The organism is Cellulomonas sp. KRMCY2 (genome assembly GCF_000526515.1).
Classification (GTDB): domain Bacteria; phylum Actinomycetota; class Actinomycetes; order Actinomycetales; family Cellulomonadaceae; genus Actinotalea.
The window spans coordinates 2,945,341-2,969,501 of the sequence record NZ_JAGF01000001.1 but is presented as its reverse complement, the minus strand read 5'-3'; the positions used below and the strand labels follow the sequence as shown (position 1 = coordinate 2,969,501).

General features: G+C 74.1%; 23 protein-coding genes. 8 read left to right on the top strand and 15 right to left on the bottom strand.

Annotated elements, in window-relative coordinates:
* The first annotated feature begins 13 nt into the window (after positions 1 to 13).
* Positions 14 to 136, top strand: a complete 123-nt coding sequence (locus tag K415_RS24925) for a hypothetical protein (protein ID WP_255347147.1) — start codon at positions 14 to 16, stop codon at positions 134 to 136.
* Positions 137 to 212: 76 nt separating this feature from the next.
* Positions 213 to 1,400, top strand: coding sequence for a winged helix DNA-binding domain-containing protein (locus tag K415_RS0114015; protein ID WP_231494899.1), 1,188 nt, complete (start codon positions 213 to 215; stop codon positions 1,398 to 1,400).
* 35 nt (positions 1,401 to 1,435) lie between these two features.
* Here the strand turns inward: K415_RS0114015 and K415_RS0114010 are convergent, their stop codons facing one another.
* Positions 1,436 to 2,428: a stage II sporulation protein M gene (locus K415_RS0114010; protein WP_024287674.1), complete on the bottom strand. Its 993-nt coding sequence runs from the start codon at positions 2,426 to 2,428 to the stop codon at positions 1,436 to 1,438.
* Positions 2,429 to 2,531: 103 nt separating this feature from the next.
* Positions 2,532 to 3,212 (bottom strand): DUF2510 domain-containing protein, encoded by a 681-nt coding sequence (locus K415_RS24345; RefSeq protein ID WP_081785245.1) that lies wholly within the window; start codon positions 3,210 to 3,212, stop codon positions 2,532 to 2,534.
* A 238-nt stretch (positions 3,213 to 3,450) separates the two neighbouring features.
* Here K415_RS24345 and K415_RS0114000 point away from each other — a divergent pair, with 238 nt between their 5' ends.
* Complete coding sequence (locus K415_RS0114000; protein WP_024287672.1) at positions 3,451 to 4,269, top strand: RDD family protein; 819 nt, start codon at positions 3,451 to 3,453, stop codon at positions 4,267 to 4,269.
* Positions 4,270 to 4,273: 4 nt separating this feature from the next.
* On the opposite strand, the gene K415_RS0113995 is transcribed toward K415_RS0114000, so the two are convergent.
* From K415_RS0113995 to K415_RS0113965, 7 genes are all read right to left on the bottom strand, one after another.
* A complete protein-coding gene (locus tag K415_RS0113995) occupies positions 4,274 to 5,050 on the bottom strand; it encodes a M15 family metallopeptidase (RefSeq protein ID WP_051480946.1) in 777 nt (258 codons plus the stop codon).
* Between the two features lie 160 nt (positions 5,051 to 5,210).
* Positions 5,211 to 6,707 carry an adenosylhomocysteinase gene (ahcY, locus tag K415_RS0113990; protein ID WP_024287669.1) on the bottom strand — a complete coding sequence of 499 codons (1,497 nt, stop codon included), beginning with the start codon at positions 6,705 to 6,707 and terminating at the stop codon, positions 5,211 to 5,213.
* A gap of 244 nt (positions 6,708 to 6,951) precedes the next feature.
* Positions 6,952 to 7,905 carry a cation diffusion facilitator family transporter gene (locus K415_RS0113985; RefSeq protein WP_024287668.1) on the bottom strand — a complete coding sequence of 318 codons (954 nt, stop codon included), beginning with the start codon at positions 7,903 to 7,905 and terminating at the stop codon, positions 6,952 to 6,954.
* Positions 7,906 to 8,115, bottom strand: coding sequence for a Trm112 family protein (locus K415_RS0113980; RefSeq protein WP_024287667.1), 210 nt, complete (start codon positions 8,113 to 8,115; stop codon positions 7,906 to 7,908).
* Positions 8,116 to 8,117: 2 nt separating this feature from the next.
* Positions 8,118 to 9,650 (bottom strand): phosphomannomutase/phosphoglucomutase, encoded by a 1,533-nt coding sequence (locus K415_RS0113975; protein ID WP_231494898.1) that lies wholly within the window; start codon positions 9,648 to 9,650, stop codon positions 8,118 to 8,120.
* 70 nt (positions 9,651 to 9,720) lie between these two features.
* Entirely contained in the window at positions 9,721 to 9,882 is a 162-nt protein-coding gene (locus K415_RS24050; protein WP_155859474.1) for a hypothetical protein, read from the bottom strand.
* Between the two features lie 80 nt (positions 9,883 to 9,962).
* Positions 9,963 to 10,322, bottom strand: coding sequence for a DUF3499 domain-containing protein (locus K415_RS0113965; RefSeq protein ID WP_024287665.1), 360 nt, complete (start codon positions 10,320 to 10,322; stop codon positions 9,963 to 9,965).
* A gap of 149 nt (positions 10,323 to 10,471) precedes the next feature.
* Here K415_RS0113965 and K415_RS0113960 point away from each other — a divergent pair, with 149 nt between their 5' ends.
* The gene (locus tag K415_RS0113960; RefSeq protein ID WP_081785244.1) at positions 10,472 to 10,930 is read left to right on the top strand and encodes a metallopeptidase family protein; all 459 of its coding nucleotides are present in this window, start codon (positions 10,472 to 10,474) and stop codon (positions 10,928 to 10,930) included.
* 77 nt (positions 10,931 to 11,007) lie between these two features.
* Entirely contained in the window at positions 11,008 to 11,832 is an 825-nt protein-coding gene (locus K415_RS0113955; RefSeq protein WP_231494897.1) for a glycosyltransferase family 2 protein, read from the top strand.
* A 35-nt stretch (positions 11,833 to 11,867) separates the two neighbouring features.
* Here the strand turns inward: K415_RS0113955 and K415_RS21995 are convergent, their stop codons facing one another.
* Genes K415_RS21995 through K415_RS0113940 form a run of 3 tightly spaced genes read right to left on the bottom strand, consistent with a single transcriptional unit; the run spans position 11,868 to position 17,271 of the window.
* On the bottom strand, positions 11,868 to 13,565 hold the full coding sequence (locus K415_RS21995; RefSeq protein ID WP_024287662.1) for a DUF5719 family protein: 1,698 nt from the start codon (positions 13,563 to 13,565) through the stop codon (positions 11,868 to 11,870).
* Positions 13,562 to 16,918 carry a glycosyltransferase gene (locus tag K415_RS0113945; RefSeq protein WP_024287661.1) on the bottom strand — a complete coding sequence of 1,119 codons (3,357 nt, stop codon included), beginning with the start codon at positions 16,916 to 16,918 and terminating at the stop codon, positions 13,562 to 13,564. Before K415_RS0113945 ends, K415_RS21995 begins: the two co-directional genes overlap by 4 nt.
* A 29-nt stretch (positions 16,919 to 16,947) precedes the next feature.
* Positions 16,948 to 17,271 (bottom strand): WhiB family transcriptional regulator, encoded by a 324-nt coding sequence (locus K415_RS0113940; RefSeq protein ID WP_024287660.1) that lies wholly within the window; start codon positions 17,269 to 17,271, stop codon positions 16,948 to 16,950.
* A 319-nt stretch (positions 17,272 to 17,590) separates the two neighbouring features.
* Between K415_RS0113940 and K415_RS0113935 the strand changes: the two genes are divergently transcribed.
* Positions 17,591 to 18,397: a TIGR03089 family protein gene (locus tag K415_RS0113935; RefSeq protein WP_024287659.1), complete on the top strand. Its 807-nt coding sequence runs from the start codon at positions 17,591 to 17,593 to the stop codon at positions 18,395 to 18,397.
* Between the two features lie 21 nt (positions 18,398 to 18,418).
* On the opposite strand, the gene K415_RS0113930 is transcribed toward K415_RS0113935, so the two are convergent.
* Positions 18,419 to 20,386, bottom strand: coding sequence for a hypothetical protein (locus K415_RS0113930; RefSeq protein WP_024287658.1), 1,968 nt, complete (start codon positions 20,384 to 20,386; stop codon positions 18,419 to 18,421).
* Positions 20,387 to 20,543: 157 nt separating this feature from the next.
* On the opposite strand from K415_RS0113930, the gene rfbA reads away from it, so the two are divergent.
* Positions 20,544 to 21,413, top strand: coding sequence for a glucose-1-phosphate thymidylyltransferase RfbA (gene rfbA, locus K415_RS0113925; RefSeq protein WP_024287657.1), 870 nt, complete (start codon positions 20,544 to 20,546; stop codon positions 21,411 to 21,413).
* A 32-nt stretch (positions 21,414 to 21,445) separates the two neighbouring features.
* On the opposite strand, the gene K415_RS0113920 is transcribed toward rfbA, so the two are convergent.
* The gene (locus tag K415_RS0113920) at positions 21,446 to 22,189 is read right to left on the bottom strand and encodes a class I SAM-dependent methyltransferase (protein WP_024287656.1); all 744 of its coding nucleotides are present in this window, start codon (positions 22,187 to 22,189) and stop codon (positions 21,446 to 21,448) included.
* Positions 22,190 to 22,305: 116 nt separating this feature from the next.
* Here K415_RS0113920 and K415_RS21990 point away from each other — a divergent pair, with 116 nt between their 5' ends.
* On the top strand, positions 22,306 to 23,241 hold the full coding sequence (locus K415_RS21990) for a lysylphosphatidylglycerol synthase domain-containing protein (RefSeq protein WP_024287655.1): 936 nt from the start codon (positions 22,306 to 22,308) through the stop codon (positions 23,239 to 23,241).
* Here the strand turns inward: K415_RS21990 and rfbD are convergent.
* Positions 23,238 to 24,083: a dTDP-4-dehydrorhamnose reductase gene (rfbD, locus tag K415_RS0113910; protein ID WP_024287654.1), complete on the bottom strand. Its 846-nt coding sequence runs from the start codon at positions 24,081 to 24,083 to the stop codon at positions 23,238 to 23,240. The two genes, K415_RS21990 and rfbD, sit on opposite strands and share 4 nt — an antisense overlap.
* Positions 24,084 to 24,161: the final 78 nt, after the last annotated feature.

Below are 24,161 nucleotides of genomic sequence, written 5' to 3'. Positions count from 1 at the left end.
AGAGGATGGTGCCATGACCGGACCGTACCGCCCAGCAGCCGAGCGGCGACGTCGCCAGGTCCGCACGGTCGCGCTCGTGATCGCCGTCGCGATGGTGGCGGTGTTCCTCCTGCCGGTCCTCGGCCTGCTGGGCTGAGCACCGGCCTGCTGGGCTGAGCGACTCGGGCGCCCGGGCGGTCCGTGTCCGCGGGCGCCGGTAGCCTCGCGCCGTGGTGACCCGCCCGAGTCCCGGCGACGACGCGCTGACGCCCGTCGAGCTCAACCGCGCGCTGCTGAGCCGTCAGCACCTGCTGGCCCGTGCGTCGCTGACCGCGGTCCAGGCGGTCCACCACCTCGTGGGGCTGCAGGCGCAGAACCCGTCGTCGCCCTACCCGGCTCTGTGGAGCAGGCTCGCCGGCTTCGGCCCCGAGGAGCTGAGCGAGGCGATGGCGAACCGGACGGTCACCCGGATCGCGGTGATGCGCGGCACCATCCACCTCGTGACGGCCGACGACGCGCTGCTCCTGCCCGCCCTGATCGAGCCGCTGCTCGCCGGTGACCTGAGGCGGAACGCCACCTACGGACCGCCGCTGCGCGAGGTCGACCTGGGCGAGCTGGCCGCCGCGGCTCGCGACCTCCTCGAGTCCGAGCCGATGACACCGGTCGCCCTGGGTAACCGGCTCGCGCAACGCTGGGACACCGACGCGCACGCCCTGGCCTACGCGGCCCGGGGAACCCTGCCGCTGGTCCAGGTGACCCCGCGCGGGCTGTGGGGCCGGTCCGGGGCGACGACCTGGACCACGACCCGCGCGTGGCTCGGCCGGGAGCCGGTCGACCTGTCCGACCCGGACGCGCGGCTCGCGGCGCTCGAGGAGGTCGCGCTGCGGTATCTCGGTGCCTTCGGCCCAGCGAGCGTCGCCGATCTGCAGGCGTGGTGCGGCCTGACCGGGCTGGGCACGGTCCTCGAGCGGCTCCGACCCGGGCTCGTGGTCTTCCGCTGCCCACCGACCCCGTCGGGCCGTCCCGGCCGGGAGCTGTTCGACCTGCCCGACGCCCACCGTCCCGCAGCGGCCGAGACGCCCCCGGTGCGGTTCCTGCCGGACTTCGACAACCTGACCCTGAGCCACGCGGACCGGACGCGCATCGTCACGGACGAGCACCGGCGTCGGCTGGTGACCCCGAACGGCTACTCACCGGGAACCGTGCTGGTCGACGGCATGGTGGCCGGGACCTGGACGATCGAGCGGTCACGGGAGGGCACCGGTCGCGCGGCCACCCGGGCCGCGACGCTGGTCGTCGCGCCGCTCGAGCCGTCGGGCTCGGTGCGCGAGCACCGGGCTGCGGTGCTCGCCGAGGCCGAGGCGCTCGTCCGCCTCATGGCCGACGACGCACACGTCCACGGCGCGCGACTCGCGGCCTGACGGACCTGGGCCCGCTGACGAGCCGGTCAGGGCGGTCAGGCAGCGATCGGCAGCTGGTCGACGTTGTGCTCCGCGCGCAGGTCCCCGGTCTCGCCGCCGAGCACCGCGCGCCGACCGAGGACGAGCACGTAGGCCCAGAACGCGGCCAGCACCACGGTGCCGATCGCGATCTTGAGCCCCCACGGGAGGTCGGACGGGGTCACGAAGCCCTCGACGAGGCCCGAGACGGCCAGCACACCCACCAGCCCGAGGGCGACGGTGAACAGCGCCCTGCCCTCCTCGGACACCGCACGGCCGCGCGGCCGGCCACCGGGGTCGATCACCGTCCAGAAGATCTTCAGACCGGCGGCGCCCGCGACGAAGATCGCCGTGAGCTCCATCAGGCCGTGCGGCAGGATCAGCTGGAAGAACACGTCGAGGCCGCCGTGCAGCGCCATCACCCCACCGGCCGCCCCGACGCCCACGGCGTTCTGCCAGAGCACCATCAGCGGCCAGCCCGTGATGCCGAAGGCGACGCACTGCATGGCGATCCACGCGTTGTTGGTCCAGACCTGCGCAGCGAAGCTCTGGCCGGGGTTGTTCGTGTAGTAGTTCGCGAACTCCTGCTCGGCGTAGGCCTCGAGCTGGCTCGGCGTACCCATGGCGGCCTGCGCCGCCGGATCGGAGTACACGTTGGCGCCCGCGACGACGGCCACCGCGCAGCAGGCCACCGCGATGACGACGGTCCACCAGCGGATCCGGTACAGGGCGGCCGGCAGACTCACGACCAGGAAGCGTGCGGCGTCCGACCACGACGGGTCGTGCGAGCCGGCGATCGCCGCACGTGCGCGGCCGAGGACGTCGGAGAGCTGCGAGACGACCGACGGGTCCGGGGCCACGGACCGCACTGTCGACAGGTGCGTGGCGACCTCCTGGTAGAGCAGGACGATCTCATCGCTCTCGGCACCGGTGAGCCGCCGCTGCTTGGCCAGCTCGTCGAGGCGGGCCCAGGCGGGTCCGTGCACGGCCGAGAACGCGTCGAGGTCCACGGCCGGTAGCCTGCCACACCCGGTCCGGGCGGGATGCGGCCGACCGGCCGTGAGACGGGGTGCCGACGACCGGCCGTGACCAGCCGTGACCAGCCGGACGCGATCAGTAGTCGCCCTGCCAGTTGATCCAGACCTCGACCTCCGAGTCGATCGCTGCCCAGATCCGGATCGGCTGGACCAGTCCGTCAGACCACTGCGCGACACCACGGCAGTCGAGCACGAGCTCCTCGGCAGCGCCGAAGGGCACCTGGGCGGACTCGCGCAGGTCCTCGACGAGCTCGATCTCGGTGATGTCCACGAGCGGCGTCGCAGCCGGGTCCGTGCCGTCGTTCGAGTAGGTCACGGCATCGGCCGCGATCCCGTCGCAGCTCAGGTAGTCGAGACCGGCGACGGCCGCGTCGTTGCGCTGGTTCAGGAAGACCGGGATCGCGATGGCGGCGAGGATCCCGAGCACGACGAGCCCGCCGACGACGGCGAGCACGATGACGGCCGGCGACCAGCCCTTGCGAGGTGCCGGGACGTAGATCGGCGTGAACCCGTACGGCTGCTGCCCGTACGGCCCCTGGGCACCCGGCTGCGGGGCGTACCCCGGCCGGCCGCGACCCACCTCCCAGGGGGCGACGGGTGGACCACCGGCCGGCCCGTAGCCGACCACTGCCGCGGGCAGGCCCGGCGCAGGGGCACCGTCGGGCTGGACGTGCTCCGTCCAGACCGTGCCGTCGAACCAGCGCTGCCGACCAGGTCGCTCGGGGTCCGGGTACCACCCGGCAGGGGTCGTGCTCATCGAACGCTCCTCGGTCGTGGCTGCTGCCTCGCGGGGCATGACGCTTCGGGGCCCACCGTCGCCGTCGACCACCGGCCGGCGGTGCCACCCGTCCCACCAGCCCATCGGCACGTGACGCGAGGTACTCAAGTGCGGCCGCGCTCGCGGACGTCCGGCCACCCCGCGGCGAGCGCGACCTGTGGCAGGATCCCCACGGCGGGGCATCCGGGACCGCAGCGGACCAGGAGCAGGAGGGCATGTGCGGGACGAGATCCTCATCGGCGAGGGCGTCGTCCTCGACGCCCGCCCCGCGTCCTTCGCCACCCGGATGCTTGGCGCGCTGATCGACGTGGCAGCGCTCGTCATCGTCGGGACCGCGGTCCTGGCTCTTGCCGGGAACATCATCGACGAGCTCGACCCGGCTGCCGGCGCGGCGCTGGGGATCACAGCGCTCGTGATCGTCACGATCGTGATCCCGGCCACCGTCGAGACGCTGACCCGCGGGCGGTCCCTCGGCAAGCTCGTGATGGGGATCAGGGTCGTTCGGGACGACGGCGGACCCGTGCGGGCGCGGCACGCGATCATCCGGGCGCTGGTCGGGGTGCTGGAGATGTGGATGACGGCCGGGGGCATCGCCCTGATGACGTCGCTCGCGCACCCCCAGGGCAAGCGGCTCGGCGACCTCCTGGCCGGGACCTACGCGGTGCGCGTGCGCGGCGGCCAGCGGGCCCTGCCGCCCCTGTTCATGCCCCCCGAGCTGGCCGGGTGGGTCCGGGCAGCGGACATCCGCCGCCTGCCGGACGGCGTCGCACTGGCCGCACGCCAGTTCCTCGGCCGCGCCGAGAAGCTGCACCAGGCGTCCCGGGTCCGGCTCGGCACCGAGCTCGCCGCCGAGATCGAGGGCTATGTGGCCCCCGGGCCCCCGCCGGGCACGCACCCCGAACGGTTCCTGGCGGCCGTCCTGACCGAACGGCGTGACCGCGAGTACGCCCATGCGATGCGGGCGGCGAGCATCGCGCGGTCCGAGGCGCTCCTGCTGCACCGGTTGCCGCACGCGGTCCCGGACCCGGTCGACTGAGGTCTCAGCGACCGCTGACCGAGAAGTGCTGGTAGTCGATCGGACTGCTCCAGGCGCCACCCCACTGCCAGCCCGCGGCCGCGAACGCGGTGACGACGGCGTCGTCGGGGTGGATCACCCCGGGCAGATCCGGCCGGCTGGTGAACTCCCGGCCCGCGCGCGGCGCCACGTGTCCACCGACGACGTAGGGGTTCTCGACCGGGTTGACGTCGATCGCCGTGCCGTAGGCGTGCTCCGACCAGGCCGTGCCACCGGTGATCGGCCGGCAGTTGAACGCCGAGGTGTTGTCCGCCGCCATCGACGCGCTGTCGTCGGCGCCGAAGTCGTCGACCAGTCGCATCGAGCTGATCGGGTAGCGGGCCTCGAACAGGGCGGCGAAGACACCGACGATGCCGTCGGCCACGTCGGCGTGCACGACGAGCTCGCCCGTCCGGACGACGCCGTCCGGGTCGACGTGGGCGACCGTCACGTACCGCAGGTCCTCAAGGGGCACCGGGCAGCCCGGCCGCCACGAGGCCGCCATCCGCTCGGCGAGCTCCGGGGTGATCGGCCCCACCGACGAGGCGAACATGGGCACCGGCTCGGCCGCCGAGGCGCGCGGCACCGTGGGTGACACGGTGGGCGGCACGGTGGGCGAGACAGCCGGCGGCACAGTGGGCGAGACAGCCGGCGACACAGCGGGGGCCGCGGTCCGCGACGGCCCCGGACCGGGCTGCGGCGTCGCACACCCGCCGAGCACGAGCATGCCGACGAGGGCCGTGGCCCCGAGCGACAGTCGCATCACCCGAGTATGGCCGGACCGGCCGCGGCCGCAGCCCGACCGGCCCGACCACCGCAACCAGCCCGACCGCCGCGACCACCCCGCCGTCCCGGACCGGTGACCCCCGGTCCGGGAGGCACCGGTCCGGGAGGCACCGGTCCGACGACGGGTGGGGTGGGGGTCAGTAGCGGTAGTGGTCGGCCTTGTAGGGACCGGCCGCGTCGATGCCCAGGTATTCGGCCTGCACCTTGGTCAGCTCGGTCAGGTGCACACCGAGCGCGTCGAGGTGCAGCCTGGCGACCTTCTCGTCGAGGACCTTGGGCAGCCGGTGGACGGCGATCGGGTACTCCTCGCGCCTGGTGAAGAGCTCGATCTGCGCGATCACCTGGTTCGAGAACGAGTTGCTCATCACGAACGACGGGTGGCCCGTCGCGTTGCCGAGGTTGAGCAGGCGCCCCTCGGAGAGCACGATGATCGAGTGCTCCGGCCGATCGGCCGTCGCCGGGAAGATCCACTCGTGCACCTGGGGCTTGATCTCGGTGCGGACGACGCCGGGCACACCGGTGAGGCCGGCGATGTCGATCTCGTTGTCGAAGTGGCCGATGTTGCCGACCACTGCCTTGTCCCGCATGGCGGCCATGTGCTCGGCGGTGATCACGTCGCGGTTGCCCGTCGTGGTGATGAAGAAGTCCGCCTCGGCGACGACATCCTCGATCCGCACGACCTGGTAGCCGTCCATCGCCGCCTGCAGCGCGCAGATCGGGTCGATCTCGCTGACCACGACACGGGCACCCTGACCACGGAACGCCTCCGCCGCACCCTTGCCGACGTCGCCGTAGCCCGCGACGAAGGCGACCTTGCCGCCCATCAGGATGTCGGTCGCCCGGTTGATCCCGTCCGGCAGCGAGTGCCGGATGCCGTACTTGTTGTCGAACTTGGACTTGGTCACCGAGTCGTTGACGTTGATCGCCGGGAACAGCAGCCGGCCGACCTCGGCGAGCTGGTACAGCCGGTGCACACCGGTCGTGGTCTCCTCGGTCACGCCCAGGATGTCGGCCGCGATGCTCGTCCAGCGCTGCGGGTCCAGCGTGATCGACCGACGCAGGACACCGAGGACCAGGTTGTGCTCCTCGGAGTAGCCGGGCTCGCCCGGAGCGCCGTCGGCCGGGACGGCGCCGAGTGACTCGAGCTCGACACCCTTGTGCACCAGGAGCGTCGCATCGCCCCCGTCGTCGAGGATCATGTTCGGCCCCGTGCCGCCGGGCCAGACCAGGATCTGCTCGGTGCAGTCCCAGTACTCGGCGAGGGTCTCGCCCTTCCACGCGAAGATCGGCACGCCCTGGGGGTCCGACGCCGTGCCGTGCGGGCCGACGGCGACGGCCGCAGCAGCCTCGTCCTGGGTCGAGAAGATGTTGCACGAGGCCCAGCGGACCTCGGCGCCGAGGGCCACGAGGGTCTCGATCAGGACGGCGGTCTGGACGGTCATGTGCAGGGAGCCGGTGATGCGGGCGCCGGCGAGGGGCTTCGTCGTGGCGAACTCGTCGCGCAGCGCCATCAGGCCGGGCATCTCGTGCTCGGCGAGGCGGATCTGGTGCCGACCGGACTCGGCGAGCGCAAGGCTGCGGACCTTGTAGCGGCCAGGCTGCTCGTCGAAGGTGGTGGGGGTGCTCGTGGACATGGTCACCTCGGGGTTCGGGGATCGTTCGTGGGCGGACGGGCGCAGGGAACACGGCGGACGAGCCGCCGGACCGCGCCCGACGGCTCGACCTGAGGGTCGACCGTCGGCACCAGTCCGGTGCGCTGCGTCCGTTCGTCGTGCGTTCGTTGCTGGGCGCGGCCCCTCCGGGCCGACGGCATCACCTGCGCCGAGCACGACCATCGTACGGTGCGCACGGCCGGTTCGCCGAGGAGCAGCCCGACCGTCAGGCCGGTCCCGTCCCGTCGCTGCCGTCCGACGCGGCGACGGCCCGCCGCAGATCGGGCTCGAGGTAGATCAGCCCCGCGATCGGTACGGCGGCCCGGACCCGAGCCTCGGCGGCGTCGATCGCCTCGGCGACCTCGGTCGCGGTCTCCGCGACGTCGACCTCGATCTTGGCGGCGACGAGCAGCTCCTCCGGCCCGATGTGCAGGGTGCGCAGGTGGATGACCGACAGCACCCCGTCGCCGAGCAGGGCACCCTCGATCGCGGTGATGTGCTCCGTGCTGGCGGACTCCCCGAGCAGCAGCGACCGCGTCTCGATCGCGAGGATCGCAGCGATGATCACGAGGAGCACGCCGATGCAGGCCGTGCCGGCAGCGTCCCACCGCCCGTCCCCGGTGATCAGGGTCATGCCGACCCCGCCGAGGGCGAGCGTCAGGCCGACGAGTGCGCCGAGGTCCTCGAGCAGGATGACCGGGAGCTCCGGCGCCTTCGCCCCGCGGACGAACCCGATCCAGGTCCGCTTCCCGCGGACGAGGTTCGACTCGACGATCGCCGTCCGGAAGGAGAAGCTCTCCATGGCGATGGCGGCGACGAGGACCACGATCGGCACCCACCACCACCGGCCCTCGAGCCCGTGCGGGTCGGACCACTTGTGCCACGCCTCGTAGAGGGCGAACAGGCCACCGACCGAGAACAGCACGATGGCGACGATGAAGGAGTAGAGGTACCGCTCACGCCCGTAGCCGAACGGGTGCGCCGCGCTGGCCTCCCGCCGCGCGCGCCTGCCCCCCACGAGCAGCAGGATCTGGTTGCCGGAGTCCGCGACCGAGTGCACCGACTCCGCGAGCATCGAGCTCGAGCCGGTCAGGAGGTAGGCGACGAACTTCGTGACAGCGATCCCGAGGTTGGCGGACAACGCGGCGATGATCGCCTTGTTGCCGTGACCGGTGGACACTCAGACCGTCCCGGTGGCAGGTGCGGCCTCGTCGACCAGGAGCACCGGGATGCCCCGGCGCACCGGGTACGCCCGGGCGCAGGCCGCGGACTCGCAGACCAGCTCGGGGCTCCCGTCGGCGGCAGCACGGTCGGCGAGGGTCGACCCGCACGCCGGGCACCGCAGGATCTCGCGGACCCAGGGTTCGAGCGGGAGGACGAGGTCGGCCATGGTCAGCTCCCGTCGGCCGCGGAGTCGGCCCGGACCAGGGCCAGGACGTCGTCCCGCACCTTGGTCATCACGTCGTCGTCGGCCGCCTCGACGTTCAGCCGCAGCAGCGGCTCGGTGTTGGACGGCCGCAGGTTGAACCACCAGCGCGGCTGGTCGTCCCAGTGCGAGACGGTCAGGCCGTCCAGCTCGTCGACCACGACCGGTCCGGCGCCCTGCTGGGTCACGTACGCCTCGACGACGCGCGCACGCGCCGCCGGCACGTCGACCACCCGGGAGTTGATCTCGCCGCTCGCGGCGTACGGCTCGTAGGACTCGGCGAGCCTGCTCAGCGTGACCGGCCCGCCGTCGGCGGACCGCGCGTTGCCGAGGGCAGCCAGCACGTGCATCGCGGCGAGCATCCCGGTGTCGGCGAAGAAGAAGTCGCGGAAGTAGTAGTGCGCGCTGTGCTCACCGCCGAACACGGCGTCCTGCTCGGCCATCTCGGACTTGATGTACGAGTGGCCGACCCGGGTGCGCACGGTCCGGGCGCCGGCGGCCGTGAGCAGCTCCGGCACGATCCTGGAGGTGATCAGGTTGTGGATCACCGTCGGCCGGCGCCCGGCGGCGACCTCGCGGGCCACCTCACGGAGCCCGACGAGTGCGGTGATCGCGGACGGGCTGACCGGCGCGCCGCGCTCGTCGATGACGAAGCAGCGGTCGGCGTCGCCGTCGAAGGCGAGGCCGATGTCGGCGCCGTGCTCGACCACGGCGGCCTGCAGGTCGACCAGGTTCTTCGGCTCGAGCGGGTTGGCCTCGTGGTTGGGGAAGGTGCCGTCGAGCTCGAAGTACAGCGGGACGACGTCGAGCGGCAGTGCCGGCAGCCCACCGGCCGTGCCGAGGACGGCCGGTGCGGTCAGGCCGGCCATGCCGTTACCGGCGTCGACGACGACCTTGAGCGGCCGGATGCCGGACAGGTCGACGAGCCCGCGCAGGAAGTCGGCGTACTCGCCGAGCATCTCGCGCTCGGTCACCTCGCCGCGCCCCTCGGCCAGCACCGGGACGCCGGTGGCGAGGTACTGCGACGAGAGGTCGCGGACAGCCGAGAGTCCGGTGTCCTGGCCGACCGGCCGCGCGCCGGAGCGGCACATCTTGATGCCGTTGTACCGGGCCGGGTTGTGGCTCGCGGTGAACATCGCACCGGGGACGCCGAGCGCGCCCGAGGCGTGGTAGAGGCCATCCGTCGAGCAGAGCCCGATGAGCTCGACGTCGACGCCGCGCCCGGTCACGCCCTCGGCGAAGGCAGCGCCGAGCTCAGGACCGGACGGCCGCATGTCTCTGCCGATGACGACGAACGGACGACCGGTGTCCGGGTGGACGACCGCGTCGGCGCCGTCCGCGAGCACGACGACCTCGGCGAAGGCAGCGCCGATGGCCCGCGCGACGTCGGGGCTGAACTGGTCCGGGACGACGCCACGGACGTCATAGGCCTTGATCAGGCCGGTGAGGTCGGGCAGGTCGTCGGCGTGCGGAGCGGTGGTCTCGGGCGTAGTCGTCACGGCGGCAGCCTAGTGAGTCCAGGCGCCTGGGGGTGCCTCGAGGTCGACCAGCGGCGTCCGGGACGGGGTCTCAGCGGGGCTTGCGGGCCGAGCGAGCGAGCACCGACTCGATCGGGATGCTGGTCCAGACCCCGTCCTCGGCTGCGGTCAGCCACTCCCGGCGCTCGCATCGCTGGCAGGACATGAAGATCACGTCCGTGCCGTCGGTCAGGACCACCGGCAGTCGGGTCAACGCCTCGCTCCCGCAGGTCGAGCACCGATCGGGGTCCGCTGCGCGCGTCGCATCCCCACCGTCCGCCGGACGCACCGCTGTCAGACGCCCTCGCCGCGCAGGACCCGCAGGTGGCCGCGACGCGCGATCTCGGTGCCGGCGGGCTCGGGCAGGACCTCGGCACGTCGTGGACGACCGGCCTCCCGGACGGCCTCCGCCAGCGCCACCAGGTCGTCGGGCGTCGGACCGGTCGGGATGAACTCCGGGGTGAGGCGGACGACCTCCCAGCCACGTGGCGCGGTCAACCGGCCGGCGTGCTCGCTGCACAAGTCGTAGGAGTGCGGCTCGGCGAGCTGGGCGAGCGGTCCGAGGACCGCTGTGGAGTCCGAGTACACGTAGGTGAGCGTCGCGACGGCAGGCCGACCGCAGGCGCTGCGGGAACACTGCCGTCCTGATCTCACAGCTCCCGAGGGTACCTGTGCCCACCGACACCCTGTCCACACCACGCCGCCGCCCGACCGGCGGCACCGACCGGCCGCACCGGCCGCACCGGCCACCACACCGACGTGGCGCCGGTCCACGCCGGTCCGTCGCGTCGTACAGTGGCGCCGTGAGCAGCATCCCCGCACGCCGGAACCCGGCCGACGGCCAGGCCGCACTCGCACCCCGCCGCCGTGACCGTCGGGGACGTGGCCTGCGCGGCCCGCTCGTCCCGCCCGCCCTGCCGGCGTACCGCACCCGGGCCGAGCGGTTCGACGACCACGTGCTCGGCGCCGTCGAGCGGCTCGAGCGCCGATGGGCCCGTCAGCTCGAGGGCACCGAGTTCGCCGTCGAGGAGGTCCCGCCCTCGCACCCCGCACCGTGGGAGCACGGCGGCGTCCCGCTCGGCCGCTACTTCCCCGCGGACGCCGGGATGCCCGCGCGGATCGTCGTCTACCGGCGACCGGTGGAGACCCGGGCCGTGGACGAGACGGACCTCGCCGACCTCGTGCGCGACGTCCTGGTCGAGCAGGTCGCCCACCTCCTGGCACGGCCACCGGAGGACGTGGACCCGGGGTATCGGGTCTGAGCCCGGCACCGGGAGACGCGACTAGGGTTGTGCCCACCATGAGCACGCCCGAGCGCACATCCCTGAGAGTCGTGTGCGTGACGTACAACCCCGGGCCGGAGCTCGCCGACTTCGCGCGGTCGCTCCGCTCGGCCACCACGACGGCCGACGTCGAGCTCGTGCTCGTCGAGAACGGGACCGACCACGCACGGGTCACCGCGGTGGCCCACGAGCACGGCGCGGTGCTCCTCGACGCGGGCGGCAACCTCGGCTACGGGCGCGCAGCCAACCTGGGGGCCCGGGGCGCGCAGCAGCCGTGGCTCGTGGTGGTCAACCCGGACATCGTCTGGCACGACGGCTCGCTCGACGTGCTGCTCGCAGCCGCGGCCCGGCACCCGGAGGCCGGCGCGTTCGGTCCGGCGCTCCTCAACCCGGACGGGACGCGGTACCCGTCGGCCCGCGAGCTGCCCTCGCTGACCCAGGGCGTGGGCCACGCACTCCTCGGCCGGATCTGGCCCACGAACCCGTGGACCGTCGCCTACCAGCGGCGTCAGGAGGCCGTGACGACCGCCGAACGCCCGGCCGGATGGCTCTCCGGCGCCTGCCTGCTCCTGCGTCGCGAGGCGTTCGAGCAGGTCGGCGGCTTCGACGAGGGCTACTTCATGTTCTTCGAGGACCTGGACCTCGGCGAACGGCTCGGGCGGGCGGGATGGGCCAACGTGCACGTCCCGGCTGCCGAGGTCACCCACGTCGGGGGAACCTCCTGGCGTGAGCGGCCGGCGTCGATGATCCGCGCGCACCACGCGAGCGCGGCCCGCTACCTGTGCCGGCGGTACGACCGCTGGTACCACTGGCCGGTCCGCACCGCGGTGCGCGCTGGCCTTGCGGTCCGCCAGGCGTTCGAGCTGCGCAACGCCCGCTGAGCTCGGCCCGCTGAGCAACGCCCGCCGAGCTCGTCTCAGCGCACCCGCACCGGCACCTCGGCCCGGACCACCTGGGGCGCGACCGGCGTCAGGACCGAGACCAGGTCGCCGGCGGCGTCCGGCGTCACCAGGACGGCAGCCCAGGTCAGCCGCGGGTCTGCGGTCCGGAGCACGACGCCGGCCGGGTGGGCGAGCTCGGCCGGCGTGGCGGCGCCCGCTGCGTCGTCCGCCCGGTCGAGCAGGGCATCGAGCGGGAGCGCCGTCGTCGTGCCGGCCGGGATGCTCAGGCTCCGTTCGCCGAGCACGGCACCGTCAGCGCCGATCACCACGAGGGTCGCCTCGGCCGGGCCCTGCAGCGCCGGGTCCGGGACGGCCGCGACGAGCAGCCGTCCCAGGGAGCCGGCCGGCAGCGCCAGCAGGCCCGCACCGGTCGGCGCGCTCGCCGCCCAGGCCCGCTCGAGCGGGCGATCCTCCGACGACCCGTCGTCGGGCCCGCCGACGCCGGCCCCACGGGTGAGCAGGGCGCCGGCGACGACCGGGACGTCGGCGTCGACCACGACCGTGTAGTCGCCTGCGGGCAGGCCGCCGAGCGGGACGTCGAGCACGGCGCCCGCCTCGAGCGAGACCGAGGCCGTGCCCGGCAGCGTCACGGGACCCTGCGCCCCGAGCAACGTGATCGCGGCGGACCCGGGTTCTGCTCCCGGCACCAGGAGGCGAAGCACCGAGGTGTCGACGCCGTCCGCCGCGGTCTGCATGACCGAGAGCCCTGGCACGACCTGGTGGGTGGCCGGCGCCTGGCCGGCGACGACGAGGTCGACCCCCGCCGGGACGAGGCCACGGAGCTCGCTGTCCTGCAGGTAGGCGGTCACCAGCCCGCCCGAGGACGTGACCCGGGCGACGATGCGCCGCTGCTCGGCTGCGACGCCCTCGAGCAGGACGACGCGCTCCTGTCCCGCCGGGACGAGGTACTCGGGCGACCCTGCCGGCTCCACCGCACCGGACGGTCCCCACAGCTCCAGCCTGACGAGAGCCGGGGTCCGGCCCGGGTTCTGCAGCACGAGCCGGCTGCTCGAGCCGAGCGAGGTGCTCCCACCGACGAGCCAGGTCTCGGTGCCCGGCCGCTGGCACGACGCTGCGGCGAGGCCGCGCAGGTCACCCTCCGCGGTGCGCGAGGAGACGGCACCGGCGACCCACGCGGGCACGGCGCCCCGTGGCTCACCGCGGACGACGACGGCCCCCGTCAGGTTCCCGATGCCCGCGGCTGCCGCAGCTCCCACCGGTTCGAGCACCGCCAGGGCGGCAGCGGTCGCGTCGAGCGGGTCCAGCGTGCCGGTCGCGGCAGGATCGCCGGCGCTGGTCTCCTCACCCGGCGTCGTGGCCGACGGGGCCGCGGTGATCGCCTGCAGGCGCGCGACGGTCTCCCCCGGCGCCGGGTCGAACTGCGGGTCGTACACGACGTCGCCGCCCGCCTCGGGCTCGGTCGGCACCCGCGTCGTCCCGGGGCAGGCCACGACGGCGGTCGGGGCGGGCACCTCGACGAGCAGCGGCGGTACGGGGACCTGCGCCGGGACCGGCTCGACGGTCGCCATGGCGACGACGGCCGCCGTGACCCCGAGGACGAGCACCGCGGATCCGGCCCTGGCCAGGAGCGAGCGGACGCGCACGGCGCGCCGGACCGGTGGCCGGCTCTCGGTCGGCTCGGTCGTTTCGGTCGGCTCGGTCGGCTCTGTCATCGCTGACCTCCTCGGCGCCGTCGGACCGGCAGTGCGAGCAGGACGGTGACCAGCATGACGGCTCCCTGCAGTGCGAGCCACGGCGTGCGCCCCGGCACCGAGTGGGCGACCACGAGGTGGCCGCCGGCCGGGCCGATCTCGAAGGCCTGCTGCCAGCCGGTCTCGACGGCCCGCAGCGGCCGGCCGTCGAGGGTGGCCCGCCACCCCGCGTCCGAACGCTCGGCAAGGATCACCAGGCGCTGCCCGTCGCCTGCGGGCACGTCGGTGTCGATCCGGCCGTCCTGCGCCGCGATCGGCCCGAGCAGACCGTCCTCGGCGGACCCGGCAGACACCAGCCGGGCCCAGGCCACCGTGGACCCGAGGTCACCGGCGGCAACCCGCCAGATGACGCCCGACTCGGTCTCGGTCGCCCGCTCGAGGCCCGCGGTGGAGTCCAGCCGACCGACGACGGCCGATCGAGCGGCCTCGTCCTGCGCCCCGGGGCCGGTCCCGACCGGCGGGACCAGGACGGCACCCACCCCCAGTCGGGCCAGCCGGACGACGACGTCGGCATCGGCGCCGCTGGTCAGGCGGGCCGCGAGGTCGGCGACCTCCGTCTCGGCGGCGTCCGCCACGGCGGCCGTGGCGTCGCCGTAGGCACCGGTCACGTCGCGCACGGCGGTCGCCCGGGACAGGTCGGTCAGCTGGATGCCGTCGCGGCGGAGCAACGTCGCCCGGACCTGCCCGTCCAGGTCCGTCTCGAGCTCCAGGACCCGGCTGTCGTCCGGCGAGGACTGCATCTGACCGCCGACCGCCGGCACGACGGGGAGCTCCGACGTGGTCATCGCGAGCCCGTCACCCACCCGGGCGTCCCAGGTCCAGGCGGCCAGGGTCAGCAGCGGACCGAGCACGGCGAGCAGTCCGACGGAGCCGGCGCAGACCTGCCGCCAGCCGAACGTGTGCCCGGCCATCGTCGCCCGCAGACCGGTCGCCCCGACGAGCGCGGCGGTGAGGAGCCCCGCGAGGGCGAGGCTGACCCCCGGTCCGCTCCACGCGGTCGCCAGGACGCCGTCCGCCACGCCCACCTCGACGCGCGCGGCCACCACGGCTGCAGCCAGCCCGCAGGCCGCCACGAGCCAGCCGGCCCGCACCGCACGGCCGGCCCGGCCGGCGACAAGCAGGGCGAGCACGGCAACGGCGACGACGACCCCGGTCGCGACGAACGGCGCGACAGCCGCCACCGGATCGGGCAGGTCGATCCACGGGGGCGGGGTCACGGGCCAGCCGAGCAGCTGCTGCCAGCCGGGCGCACCCTGCCCGACCAGCGGGAGCCCGGGATCGGCCACGAGCAGCCGCCAGCCGCCCCGCGACCAGGTCCCGACCGCCTCGGCGATCATCGGGCCCTGCACCGCGAGCGACGGCAGCACGACCCAGGCCAGCCGCCGTCGACGGCTGACCGTCACGGCCACCGCGGCGAGGGCGACCAGGCCGAACGGCAGCAGCACCGGCGCCGCGGCCGTGACCAGGGCGAGCGCCAGCCCGGCACCGGCCGCGGCAGCGAGCGATGCCTCCGCGGTGCGGACGACCGTCGTGCGCACCGGAACGCTCACCTGGTGCCCCTCCCGCAGCGCGCCGACGAGTCCGGACTCCACGGCGTCGACCCGGGCGACCCCGAGACCTCGCGCGACCCCGAGCACGACCCACGGCAGGGCCGCATGAGCCAGGACGCCACCGAGGCGGACCTGGCCGAGCCCGAGCAGCAGCGCAGGTGCACCGACCCAGACGAGCGTGGCCCACGCGCGCAGGCCGATCGACCGGGTCGCCGCACCGGCGGCGAACCACGCGCCGAGCGCCGCGAGGACGATCGAGCCGAGGAGCAGTACGGCGACCGCACCCCCGACGCTGCCGGTCACCGCGATCAGCGGGGCGAGTGCGACCAGGATCGGGTCCGTCGGGCCCGGCTCCCCCAGCCCGGCAGCGACCCAGCCCGAGGTGACCGTCGACCAGACCTCGCCCAGCCCGGCGTCGCCGTACGCCAGCGTCCCACCGGTGAGCCGCGCGCCACCGGCGACCTGGGTCAGCACCGGGCCGAGGACGGCGATGCTCAGCGCGGCAGCGAGCACGAGCACTGTCGCCAGCCCCACGCGACGCCGGCTGCGCAGCGCCGCGAGCTCGGCGAGCTCGAGCTCGCTCGGCGCCTGGCGGATGCGCCTGCGCTCCGCGGCGGCGAGGCTGCGGTCCCGCGCGACGCCGACGACCTCACGCCACGTGACCTGGAGGGGTCGCAGCGACCTGCGCGCCATCCGCCTGGTCGTCGCAGCGGTACGACGCGCACGCAGCAGGCGGGCCGGACGCGCCAGCACGGCCCAGGGTGCGAGGAGCTCCGCGACGACCAGGTGCGGCTCCTTGGTCACGAAGCGGCCCAGCGCGCGCGCGACGGAGCTGACCACCGCGACCACCGCGACCAGGGGCACCAGGGCCGCCGGCACGCCGACGAGCTGGGCGTGCACGAACGCCTCCCGACGTGCCTGGCTCGAGCGGCGGGCGTCCCAGCCGGGTCGGTCGACCGTCGCCCCACCGACCGGCACGGCGAGCGAGGCCTGGGCGTGCCGCACGACGGCCCGCGGCACGACGACGACGCGATGACCGGCGAGCCGCGCCCGACGGGACAGGTCCAGGCCGTCGCCGTAGGGGCCGAGCGCCGGGTCGGGTCCGCCGAGCGCGTCCCAGACGTCGCGGCGCACGAGCGCCCCGGCCAGTCCGACGGCCAGGACGTCCTCGCGCCCGTCGTGCTGCCCCTGGTCGACCTCCGGCTCGTCCAGCCCGGTCATCCGGCGCCCGAACCGTGAGGTCGTCAGCCCCACCTCGAGCACGCGCACGGGATCCGCCCAGGACTGCTGCTTGCAGCCGGCGATCGCGACGGACGGGGCGATCTCCACGGCACGCAGCAGCTCGGCCAGTGCGGTCGGCTCGGGGGCGCTGTCGTCGTGCAGGAGCCAGAGCCAGCCGCGGGCGTCGTGGCCGGCGCCCGGCGACGGCTCGCCGGCAGCGGTCACGGACGGTGCCTGCGCCAGCCCGCTGCGGACCGCATCACCGAAGGTCCGCGCGTCGGGGGTGGCAAGGACCGCCGCGCGCTCCGGATCGGGCGGTCCTGCCGACCATCGCGCGGCCAGCAGCTCCGCGAGGTCGGCCTCGGGTGCCGACGCGCCGGCGTCGATGACGAGGACCTGCTGGGGTGCCCGGGTCTGTGCGGCCAGTGCCGCGAGCGTCGGTTCGAGGTACTCGGTGTGGCCACGGGTCACCACGACGGCCGTGACCTGGACCGTGCGGGGTCGGGCGTAGCCGCCGACCGTCTCCGCGCGCGCCTCAGTCATCGGGTCCCATCATGCGCCAGATGGCGCAGTCAGACGACGCGCTTCTTGAGCTTGCGCCGCTCGCGCTCCGACAGACCGCCCCAGATGCCGAAGCGCTCGTCGTTGGCCAGCGCGTACTCGAGGCACTCGGCCTGGACCTCGCAACCCGTGCAGACCTTCTTGGCCTCCCGGGTCGAGCCGCCCTTCTCGGGGAAGAACGCCTCGGGGTCCGTCTGAGCGCACAGTGCACGCTCCTGCCAGCCCATCGTGGCGTCGTCGTCGGCCGTCCCGAACAGCGGGAGGACCGGGGCGACGCCCCCGGGGCGTGCCTGATCGGTAGGGAACGCTGCGTCGTCGTTGAGCAAGTTCCACATGTCCAGAGCCTCCGTGCCCGCCTCGGTGCCCCTGAGGGTCTCCGCCTGCTGCCTGCGCCGTCCGTACCTGCGCCTCGGGTGCGATGCGCAGTGTTGTGATGCGCTGTCCCGGGCTTCGCCGGGAGAACTGCATTGATGGAATTACACGCGTGTCGTTCCCGATAGTCAAGCCGAGATGTGTTAGATCGCGCGCTCGGCGGGGTCGGTAGCGGGTGAAATCCGGGCAGGTGCCCCGAACCGCCGGTCCCCGGGCCCCTCGACGCGCTTCTGGCGCTGGACGGACGCCCTCGACGGGACCGCACTCTCCTACGCTTGCCCGGTGGCATCTCGACCCTCCCGCGTCCCCGTCCCGGCGCTCCTTGCACGCCTGACGGCCGATCCGGGACGCCCCCGGCTGACCTGGTACGGCTCCGGCGGCGAGCGCATCGAGCTGTCCGGCCACGTGCTGGACAACTGGGTGACCAAGACGGTGAACCTGCTCGTCGAGGAGTACGAGGCGGGCCCGGGCACCCGGGTCCTGGTCGACCTCCCGGCGCACTGGCGCGCCGTGGTGTGGTCGCTCGCGGTCTGGCGCGTCGGCGCGACTGTCGTGCTGCTCGAGGGCGAGGACCTCACCGTCGCAGCCGGCTGCGACGTCGTGGTCACCCACCGGCCCACGGCCTTCGGCCAGACCGTCCACCCGGCCGACCTCGTGGCGGTCGCGCTGCCGGCCCTCGCACGTGCCTTCGACGGCGACCTCCCGGTCGGCGCGACCGATGCCGCCGCCGCCGTGATGACCTACGGCGACGTGCTCACCTGGGTGCCGGAGCCCGACCCGGCGGCGGACGCCCTGGTGCTCGGCGGTCGGTCCGTCGCCCACCAGGACCTCCTGGACTGGGCGGCGGCCGGTCACCACCCCGCGTGGGCCCCGGCCGACACCTCCGGCACCAGGTCGCCGCGGCTCCTGATCGAGCCGCCGGACGGCGCGGGCGGCCGGACGCTCGCCACAGTCCTGGCCGCCGTCCTCTCGGCCTACGGCTCGGACGGCTCGGTCGTGCTGCTCGCGGCCGATGTCGTCGTCGAGCTGGCCACCGACGCCGAGCGTCGTCGCCGGCTCGTCGAGGGTGAGCGGGTCACCAGCGACTGATCGCGACCGGCCCCGGGGCGGTCACCAGCTCGTGACCCTGGCGGCCAGCGCCTCGTCGCCGATCGCCGCCCGCAGCTCGACCAGCCGGGCCGGGTCGACGATCACCACGACGTCCGGGTCGCCGACGAGGATCGATGAGGCGACCACGGCGACCTCCTGCGGTGTCGCGGTCGGGGCGAGGAGCATCTTGAGGACCTCGTTCGACTGATCCGTCCAGCGTCCGGCGAGCGCGTTGTACCACTGCCCCGCGGTGACCGGGTTGATCCCCACGTCGGCCGGGTGCACGAGGAAGACGTGCCGCCGGTCCGGGGCGAGCGTCGCGTCGACCGCTGCGAAGAGCTGTCCGGTGACCGGTGACGGATCGTTCGACACCGCGGTGAGCTCGGCGCGGACCTCCAGCCCCGGTGGGACGAGGTCGACGCCCCCGAGGGCGGCACCGGGCACGGTCAGCCCGTACAGCTGCGTGGCCGCGAGGGTGGCGACCCCGGCACCGGCCCAGGCCCACGACGGCCGGGAGACCAGACCCCACCGGGCGGGCAGCAGCCACGCCGCGGCGATCGCGCCGATCACCAACGAGACCAGCGCCAGGGCGATCGCGAACTTCCAGAAGTAGTAGCCGAGCGGGAGCCCGGCACGCAGCTGCAGCCAGGCGATCCCGAGCGCGCAGGCGAGACCGACGACCGGGACGGATGCCGACGCCACCACCCGCAGGACGTCGGGCCGGCGGTGCGCGGCACGACGGCGCATGCGCCAGAGCAGCACGGCGCACACGACACCGGCGAGCAGCGGGGGGCCGATCAGCAGCCGCAGCTGTGGTGCGCTCACGGAGCCCTGGATCACGAGCACCTCGGTCACCGGCTGACCGACGACCATCGCGACGGCGACCCCGATGCCCAGGCCCGTGGCGACGATCACCGCGACGCTCGCCAGCCACGCCCGCCTGGTCGCCAGGAACCGGCGGCGCCGGCCGGGCAGGAGCAGCACCACGACGGCCGGCAGGGCCATCGTCAGCAGCAGGACCCAGCCGTGCGCGATGCCGACCAGGGCACCACCGATGGCCGCCAGGTGCAGCGGCAGCGGTCCCTTGTCGAGCGGGACGACCAGCAGCGGGAGGCAGGCCAGGAGCACACAGGCGAGAGCGAAGTTGGGGAATCCGTCGCTCAGCAGGCGCGATCCGGGGCCCAGCAGGAAGCCGCCGGCGGCGACCATCACGACCGGGGCCGCGACCAGCGGCCGGCGACGCAGCCTCGGCAGCGCGCACACGCCGGCGGCCAGCACGGTCGCGGAGATCACGGCGAGCAGGCCGAGCGCCTGACCGTAGAGCAGGACCTCGGCGCCCGCCGAGCCCACCTCGTCCCCGGCCTGGACCTCCATCAACGTCGCAGCCAGTGCGTGGAACCCGTGCGGGTAGCGCGCATAGGACCAGGTGTCGCCGAGCAGCGCCGGTCCGAGGGCCCCGATGCCGACCCCGTGGGTGCGCATCATGTGGACCATGTCGTAGTGCGCCGAGTGGTCCCAGCCGTGCATGAGCATCGCCAGCGCGCCGTCCGGCGAGGGTGCGCGCAGCCACGGCCGGACGACGAACGCCGCGGCCAGGGCGACGACGAGGGGCAGCGCGTCGACCGATCGGACCCGCGGCAGCAGGCGGTCGGCCCGAGCTGCCCGGCCGGGACCGCTGAACACCCAGCCGGCCAGGCCGGCCGTCACGCCCGCCAGCAGCAGCGAGGCCCGGCCGACCTCGGGCGCGGGCACCGGGAGCCACCACAGCACCGGGACCCAGCCGAGGGCCAGGGTGCCCATGACCAGGACGCGGCGGGACATCTCACGCGAGGTCGGGACGGCGAGCAGGGCGATCACCAGGACGGTCAGCGCCAGGCGGCCCTCGAGCAGGTGCAGCCACCGCGCGAGCAGGACGACGGTCGCGGTGAGGCCCGCGGCGACGACGCCCTCGGCAACCCTCGGCCAGGTGCGGCCGGACGGGTGGCTCACGGGCGGGACCTGGGGGCAAACCTGAGCACGGCGTCCTCGTCGGTCGGGGGTCAAGGGACGCCGCCGATGGTATCCACCCGCGCTGAGGACTCCCGGGAGGCGATGGTCCCTGACCCTGGTTTCGTCTGCGTGCCGCGGTGGGCCACACTGGGTGACCATGCGCGGAATCATCCTGGCCGGCGGCTCCGGAACCCGGCTGCACCCGATCACCCTCGGTGTCAGCAAGCAGCTCGTCCCGGTGTACGACAAGCCGATGATCTACTACCCGTTGTCCACGTTGATCCTCGCGGGGATCCGGGACGTCCTGATCATCACGACCCCGCACGACGCCGAGCAGTTCCATCGCCTGCTGGGTGACGGCTCGCAGTTCGGGATCTCGATCAGCTACACGGTCCAGGCCGAGCCGAACGGGCTCGCGCAGGCGTTCGTGCTCGGCGCGGACTTCGTCGGCGGGGACTCGGCGGCCCTCGTCCTGGGCGACAACATCTTCTACGGTCCCGGCCTCGGCGCGAAGCTGTCCCGGTTCGAGGGCATCGACGGCGGCGCCGTCTTCGCCTACCGCGTCGCCGACCCCACCCAGTACGGCGTCGTCGAGTTCGACGAGAGCGGCCGGGCGCTGTCCCTCGAGGAGAAGCCGACCCGGCCGAGGTCGAGCTACGCCGTGCCCGGCCTCTACTTCTACGACAACGACGTCGTCGCGATCGCCCGGGACCTCAAGCCCTCGGCCCGCGGCGAGTACGAGATCACCGACGTCAACCGCACGTACCTCGAGCAGGGGCGCCTGCAGGTCGAGGTGCTGCCCCGGGGCACGGCGTGGCTGGACACCGGCACGTTCGACTCGCTGCTCGAGGCGTCCGACTACGTCCGCACGATCGAGCACCGGCAGGGCCTGAAGATCGGCTCACCCGAGGAGACCGCCTGGCGGCGGGGCTTCCTGTCCGACGACGACCTGCGTGACCGGGCCGAGAAGCTCGTCAAGTCCGGCTACGGGACCTACCTGCTCGGTCTGCTCGACCAGGCTCGCTGAGGCTCGACCGGGTGCCCTGAGCCTCGACCGGGTCAGCCGTCGCGGGCGGCGCGCAGCAGCGCGGTCTGCCGCGGGTAGGGCAGTGACGGGACCCAGCCCCAGATCCTGCGCACCTGCAGGCCGCTGCCCTCGATGCCCTGGCGGTAGCGCGGTCGCTGCGAGTCGTCGAACACGATGATCCCGCCGGGTGCAAGGAACGGCAGGGCCACCTGGCAGCACGCGACGCGCGCCCGGCCGTCGACGACGATCAGGTCGAACTGGCCACCGACCGTCTCGATCGTCCGGGCGTAGTCCGTGTAGTCCACGCTGTCCTCGCCCTTGCGGCCGGACCGGGTCACCGGGTCCGGGGACGCTTGCGCCGCGACCTCGAGCAGCTCGACCTTCTCGGTGAGCCCGGCCTGCGCCAGGACCCGGCGCATCACCTCGGCGAAGCCGGCATGGTGCTCGACGCTGTGCACCTCACCACTGCGGTTGCCGAGCCAGACGCTGCTCGCACCCGACCCGTACTCGAAGACCCGCGCCGCACCGCCACGTGCCGCAAGATGGCGCTCGACGACCCTGGTCGCCCCATAGGTCCACCACGGGATGTCGAGGTGCACGAGGTCGTCGACGTCGTGGATCGCGAACAGGGTGCGCAGGCGCCCGGCGGGGCTCGTCGGCCGCACGACGTAGGCGCGGTCGAGGCGGTCGAGCAGACCGATCCGCTGCGCTCCGGAGCGCGTGGCCCGGGCCGTCCGCACGTAGATGCTCCGGAGAACGGGCCCCGCCTTGGCCACTGCAGCACTTCCTTGCGCGTCGGATTCTGACTACCTCGGGCTTCTGGTCATCGTACGGGGGGCCGCTCGTGGCTCGCGACCCGTGGCGTCACCGGACGTGCCGGTATCCTGCACGCGTGCGCCGCAAGACTGCAGTCCGCGCGGCCTTCCTCCTGGTGGCCGTCGCTCTGCTGATCGTCACCGTGGCCCGCGAGCGCGACGCGATCGGCGCAGCCCTGGGCCGCCTCGACCCTTGGGCCGTCGTGCTCAGTGCCGCGGGGCTGCTCGTCGGCCTGCTGGCGCAGATGCTCTCCTGGCGCTCGCTGTTCGGCGGCGGCGGCGTGGCCGCGCCACCGCTCCGGACGGCGGGGCGGATCTACTTCCTCGGGCAGCTCGGCAAGTACGTCCCGGGCAGCGTCTGGGCCCTGATCGCCCAGGCCGAGCTCGGCAAGGACCACCACATCGGGCGCGCACGCAGCGCCGTGGTGGCGCTCGGCGCGCTGATGGTCCTGGTCGTCGTCGGCGGGACGATCGGCGCGGCGGGGCTCGCGGCGGGCTCGGCCGGCTCGTTGCGCACCTACTGGTGGGCCCTGCTCGCGGTCCCCGTCGGCGTGACGGTGCTCTGGCCACCCGTGTTCAACCGCCTCGTCGCGCTCGGCCTGCGCGCGGCACGCCGGGTCGGGCCGGCGCCGACGATCAGCGGCGGTGCGCTGCTGCGGTCGAGCGCCTGGGCCGTGGTGATGTGGCTGGCGTTCGGTGCGCACGCCTGGTTCATCGCCGCACCGCTCGGCGCTGCGGGCCCGCGTGACGTCGCGACGGTCGTCGGCGCCTTCGCGCTGGCCTGGGTGGTCGGCTTCCTGGTGATCATCGCCCCGGCGGGCGCCGGGCCGCGGGAGGCTGCGCTCGTCCTGGCCCTCGCCCCGGTGATGGGTTCCGCCGACGCGCTGGTCGTCGCCCTGGTCAGTCGCGTCCTGATGGTGCTCGGCGACGGCGCCGCGGCGCTGGCGTTCGCGCGGTGTCGCACGGTCGCCACGGCGCCCGACGACCTGCCTGGCACCACGGCGGGCGGCTAGGCCAGGACGGTGGCCGCTGCGGCCGCCCAGCGGGCAGCCCACGGTCCGATCGCCGCGACGCCTGCGGCCGCAAGGGCGTCGTGCCCGAGGACCGAGTACGACGGGCGCGCGGCCGCCCGGACGTAGCCGTCGCTCGAGGTCGGCCGCACGATCGCGCCGTCCATCCCCGCGGCCTCCACGGCTGCGGTGGCGAAGCCGTGCCAGGACGTCTGGCCGGACGACGTGCCGTGGTACGTCCCGCTCGGTGCCTGCGCCACGACGAGGCGGTGCACGAGATCCGCGAGGTCGACCGTCCAGGTCGGCTGGCCCACCTGGTCCGCGACGACGTCGAGGGTGCCCCGCTCCCGCGCGACCCGGACGATCGTCTTCGGGAAGCACGGACCGTGGGCGCCGTACAGCCAGGCCGTCCGGACCACGAGGTGGTCGGGGCACTCGGCACGGACGGCCCACTCCCCTGCGACCTTGGTCCGGCCGTAGGCCGAGGCGGGGGCCGGCGCACCGTCCTCCGGGTACGGCGACGACGCGGAGCCCGCGAAGACGTAGTCGGTCGAGATCTGCACGATCCGCGCGCCGGCCAGCCGGGCGGCGCGAGCGACGTTGGCTGCCCCGACCGCGTTGACGGCGAAGGCCGCGGCCTCGTCCTCCTCGGCCCGGTCCACGGCGGTGTAGGCGGCGCAGTTGACCACGACGTCGACACCCTCGGCGATCCCTGCGGACGCCGCTGCGTCCGTGATGTCGACGGTGTCCCGGTCCACCGCACGGACCGTCTCGCCGCGTTCCTCGAGCATCGCGGTGAGGTCCTGCCCGAGCATGCCGCCCGCTCCTACGACCAACCAGCGCACGCCATCTCCCGTCATCGTCCCTGCCGTCGTCCTGCCGTCGTCCCGCCGGCACGAACCCGGTCAGACTAGCCGGGTCGG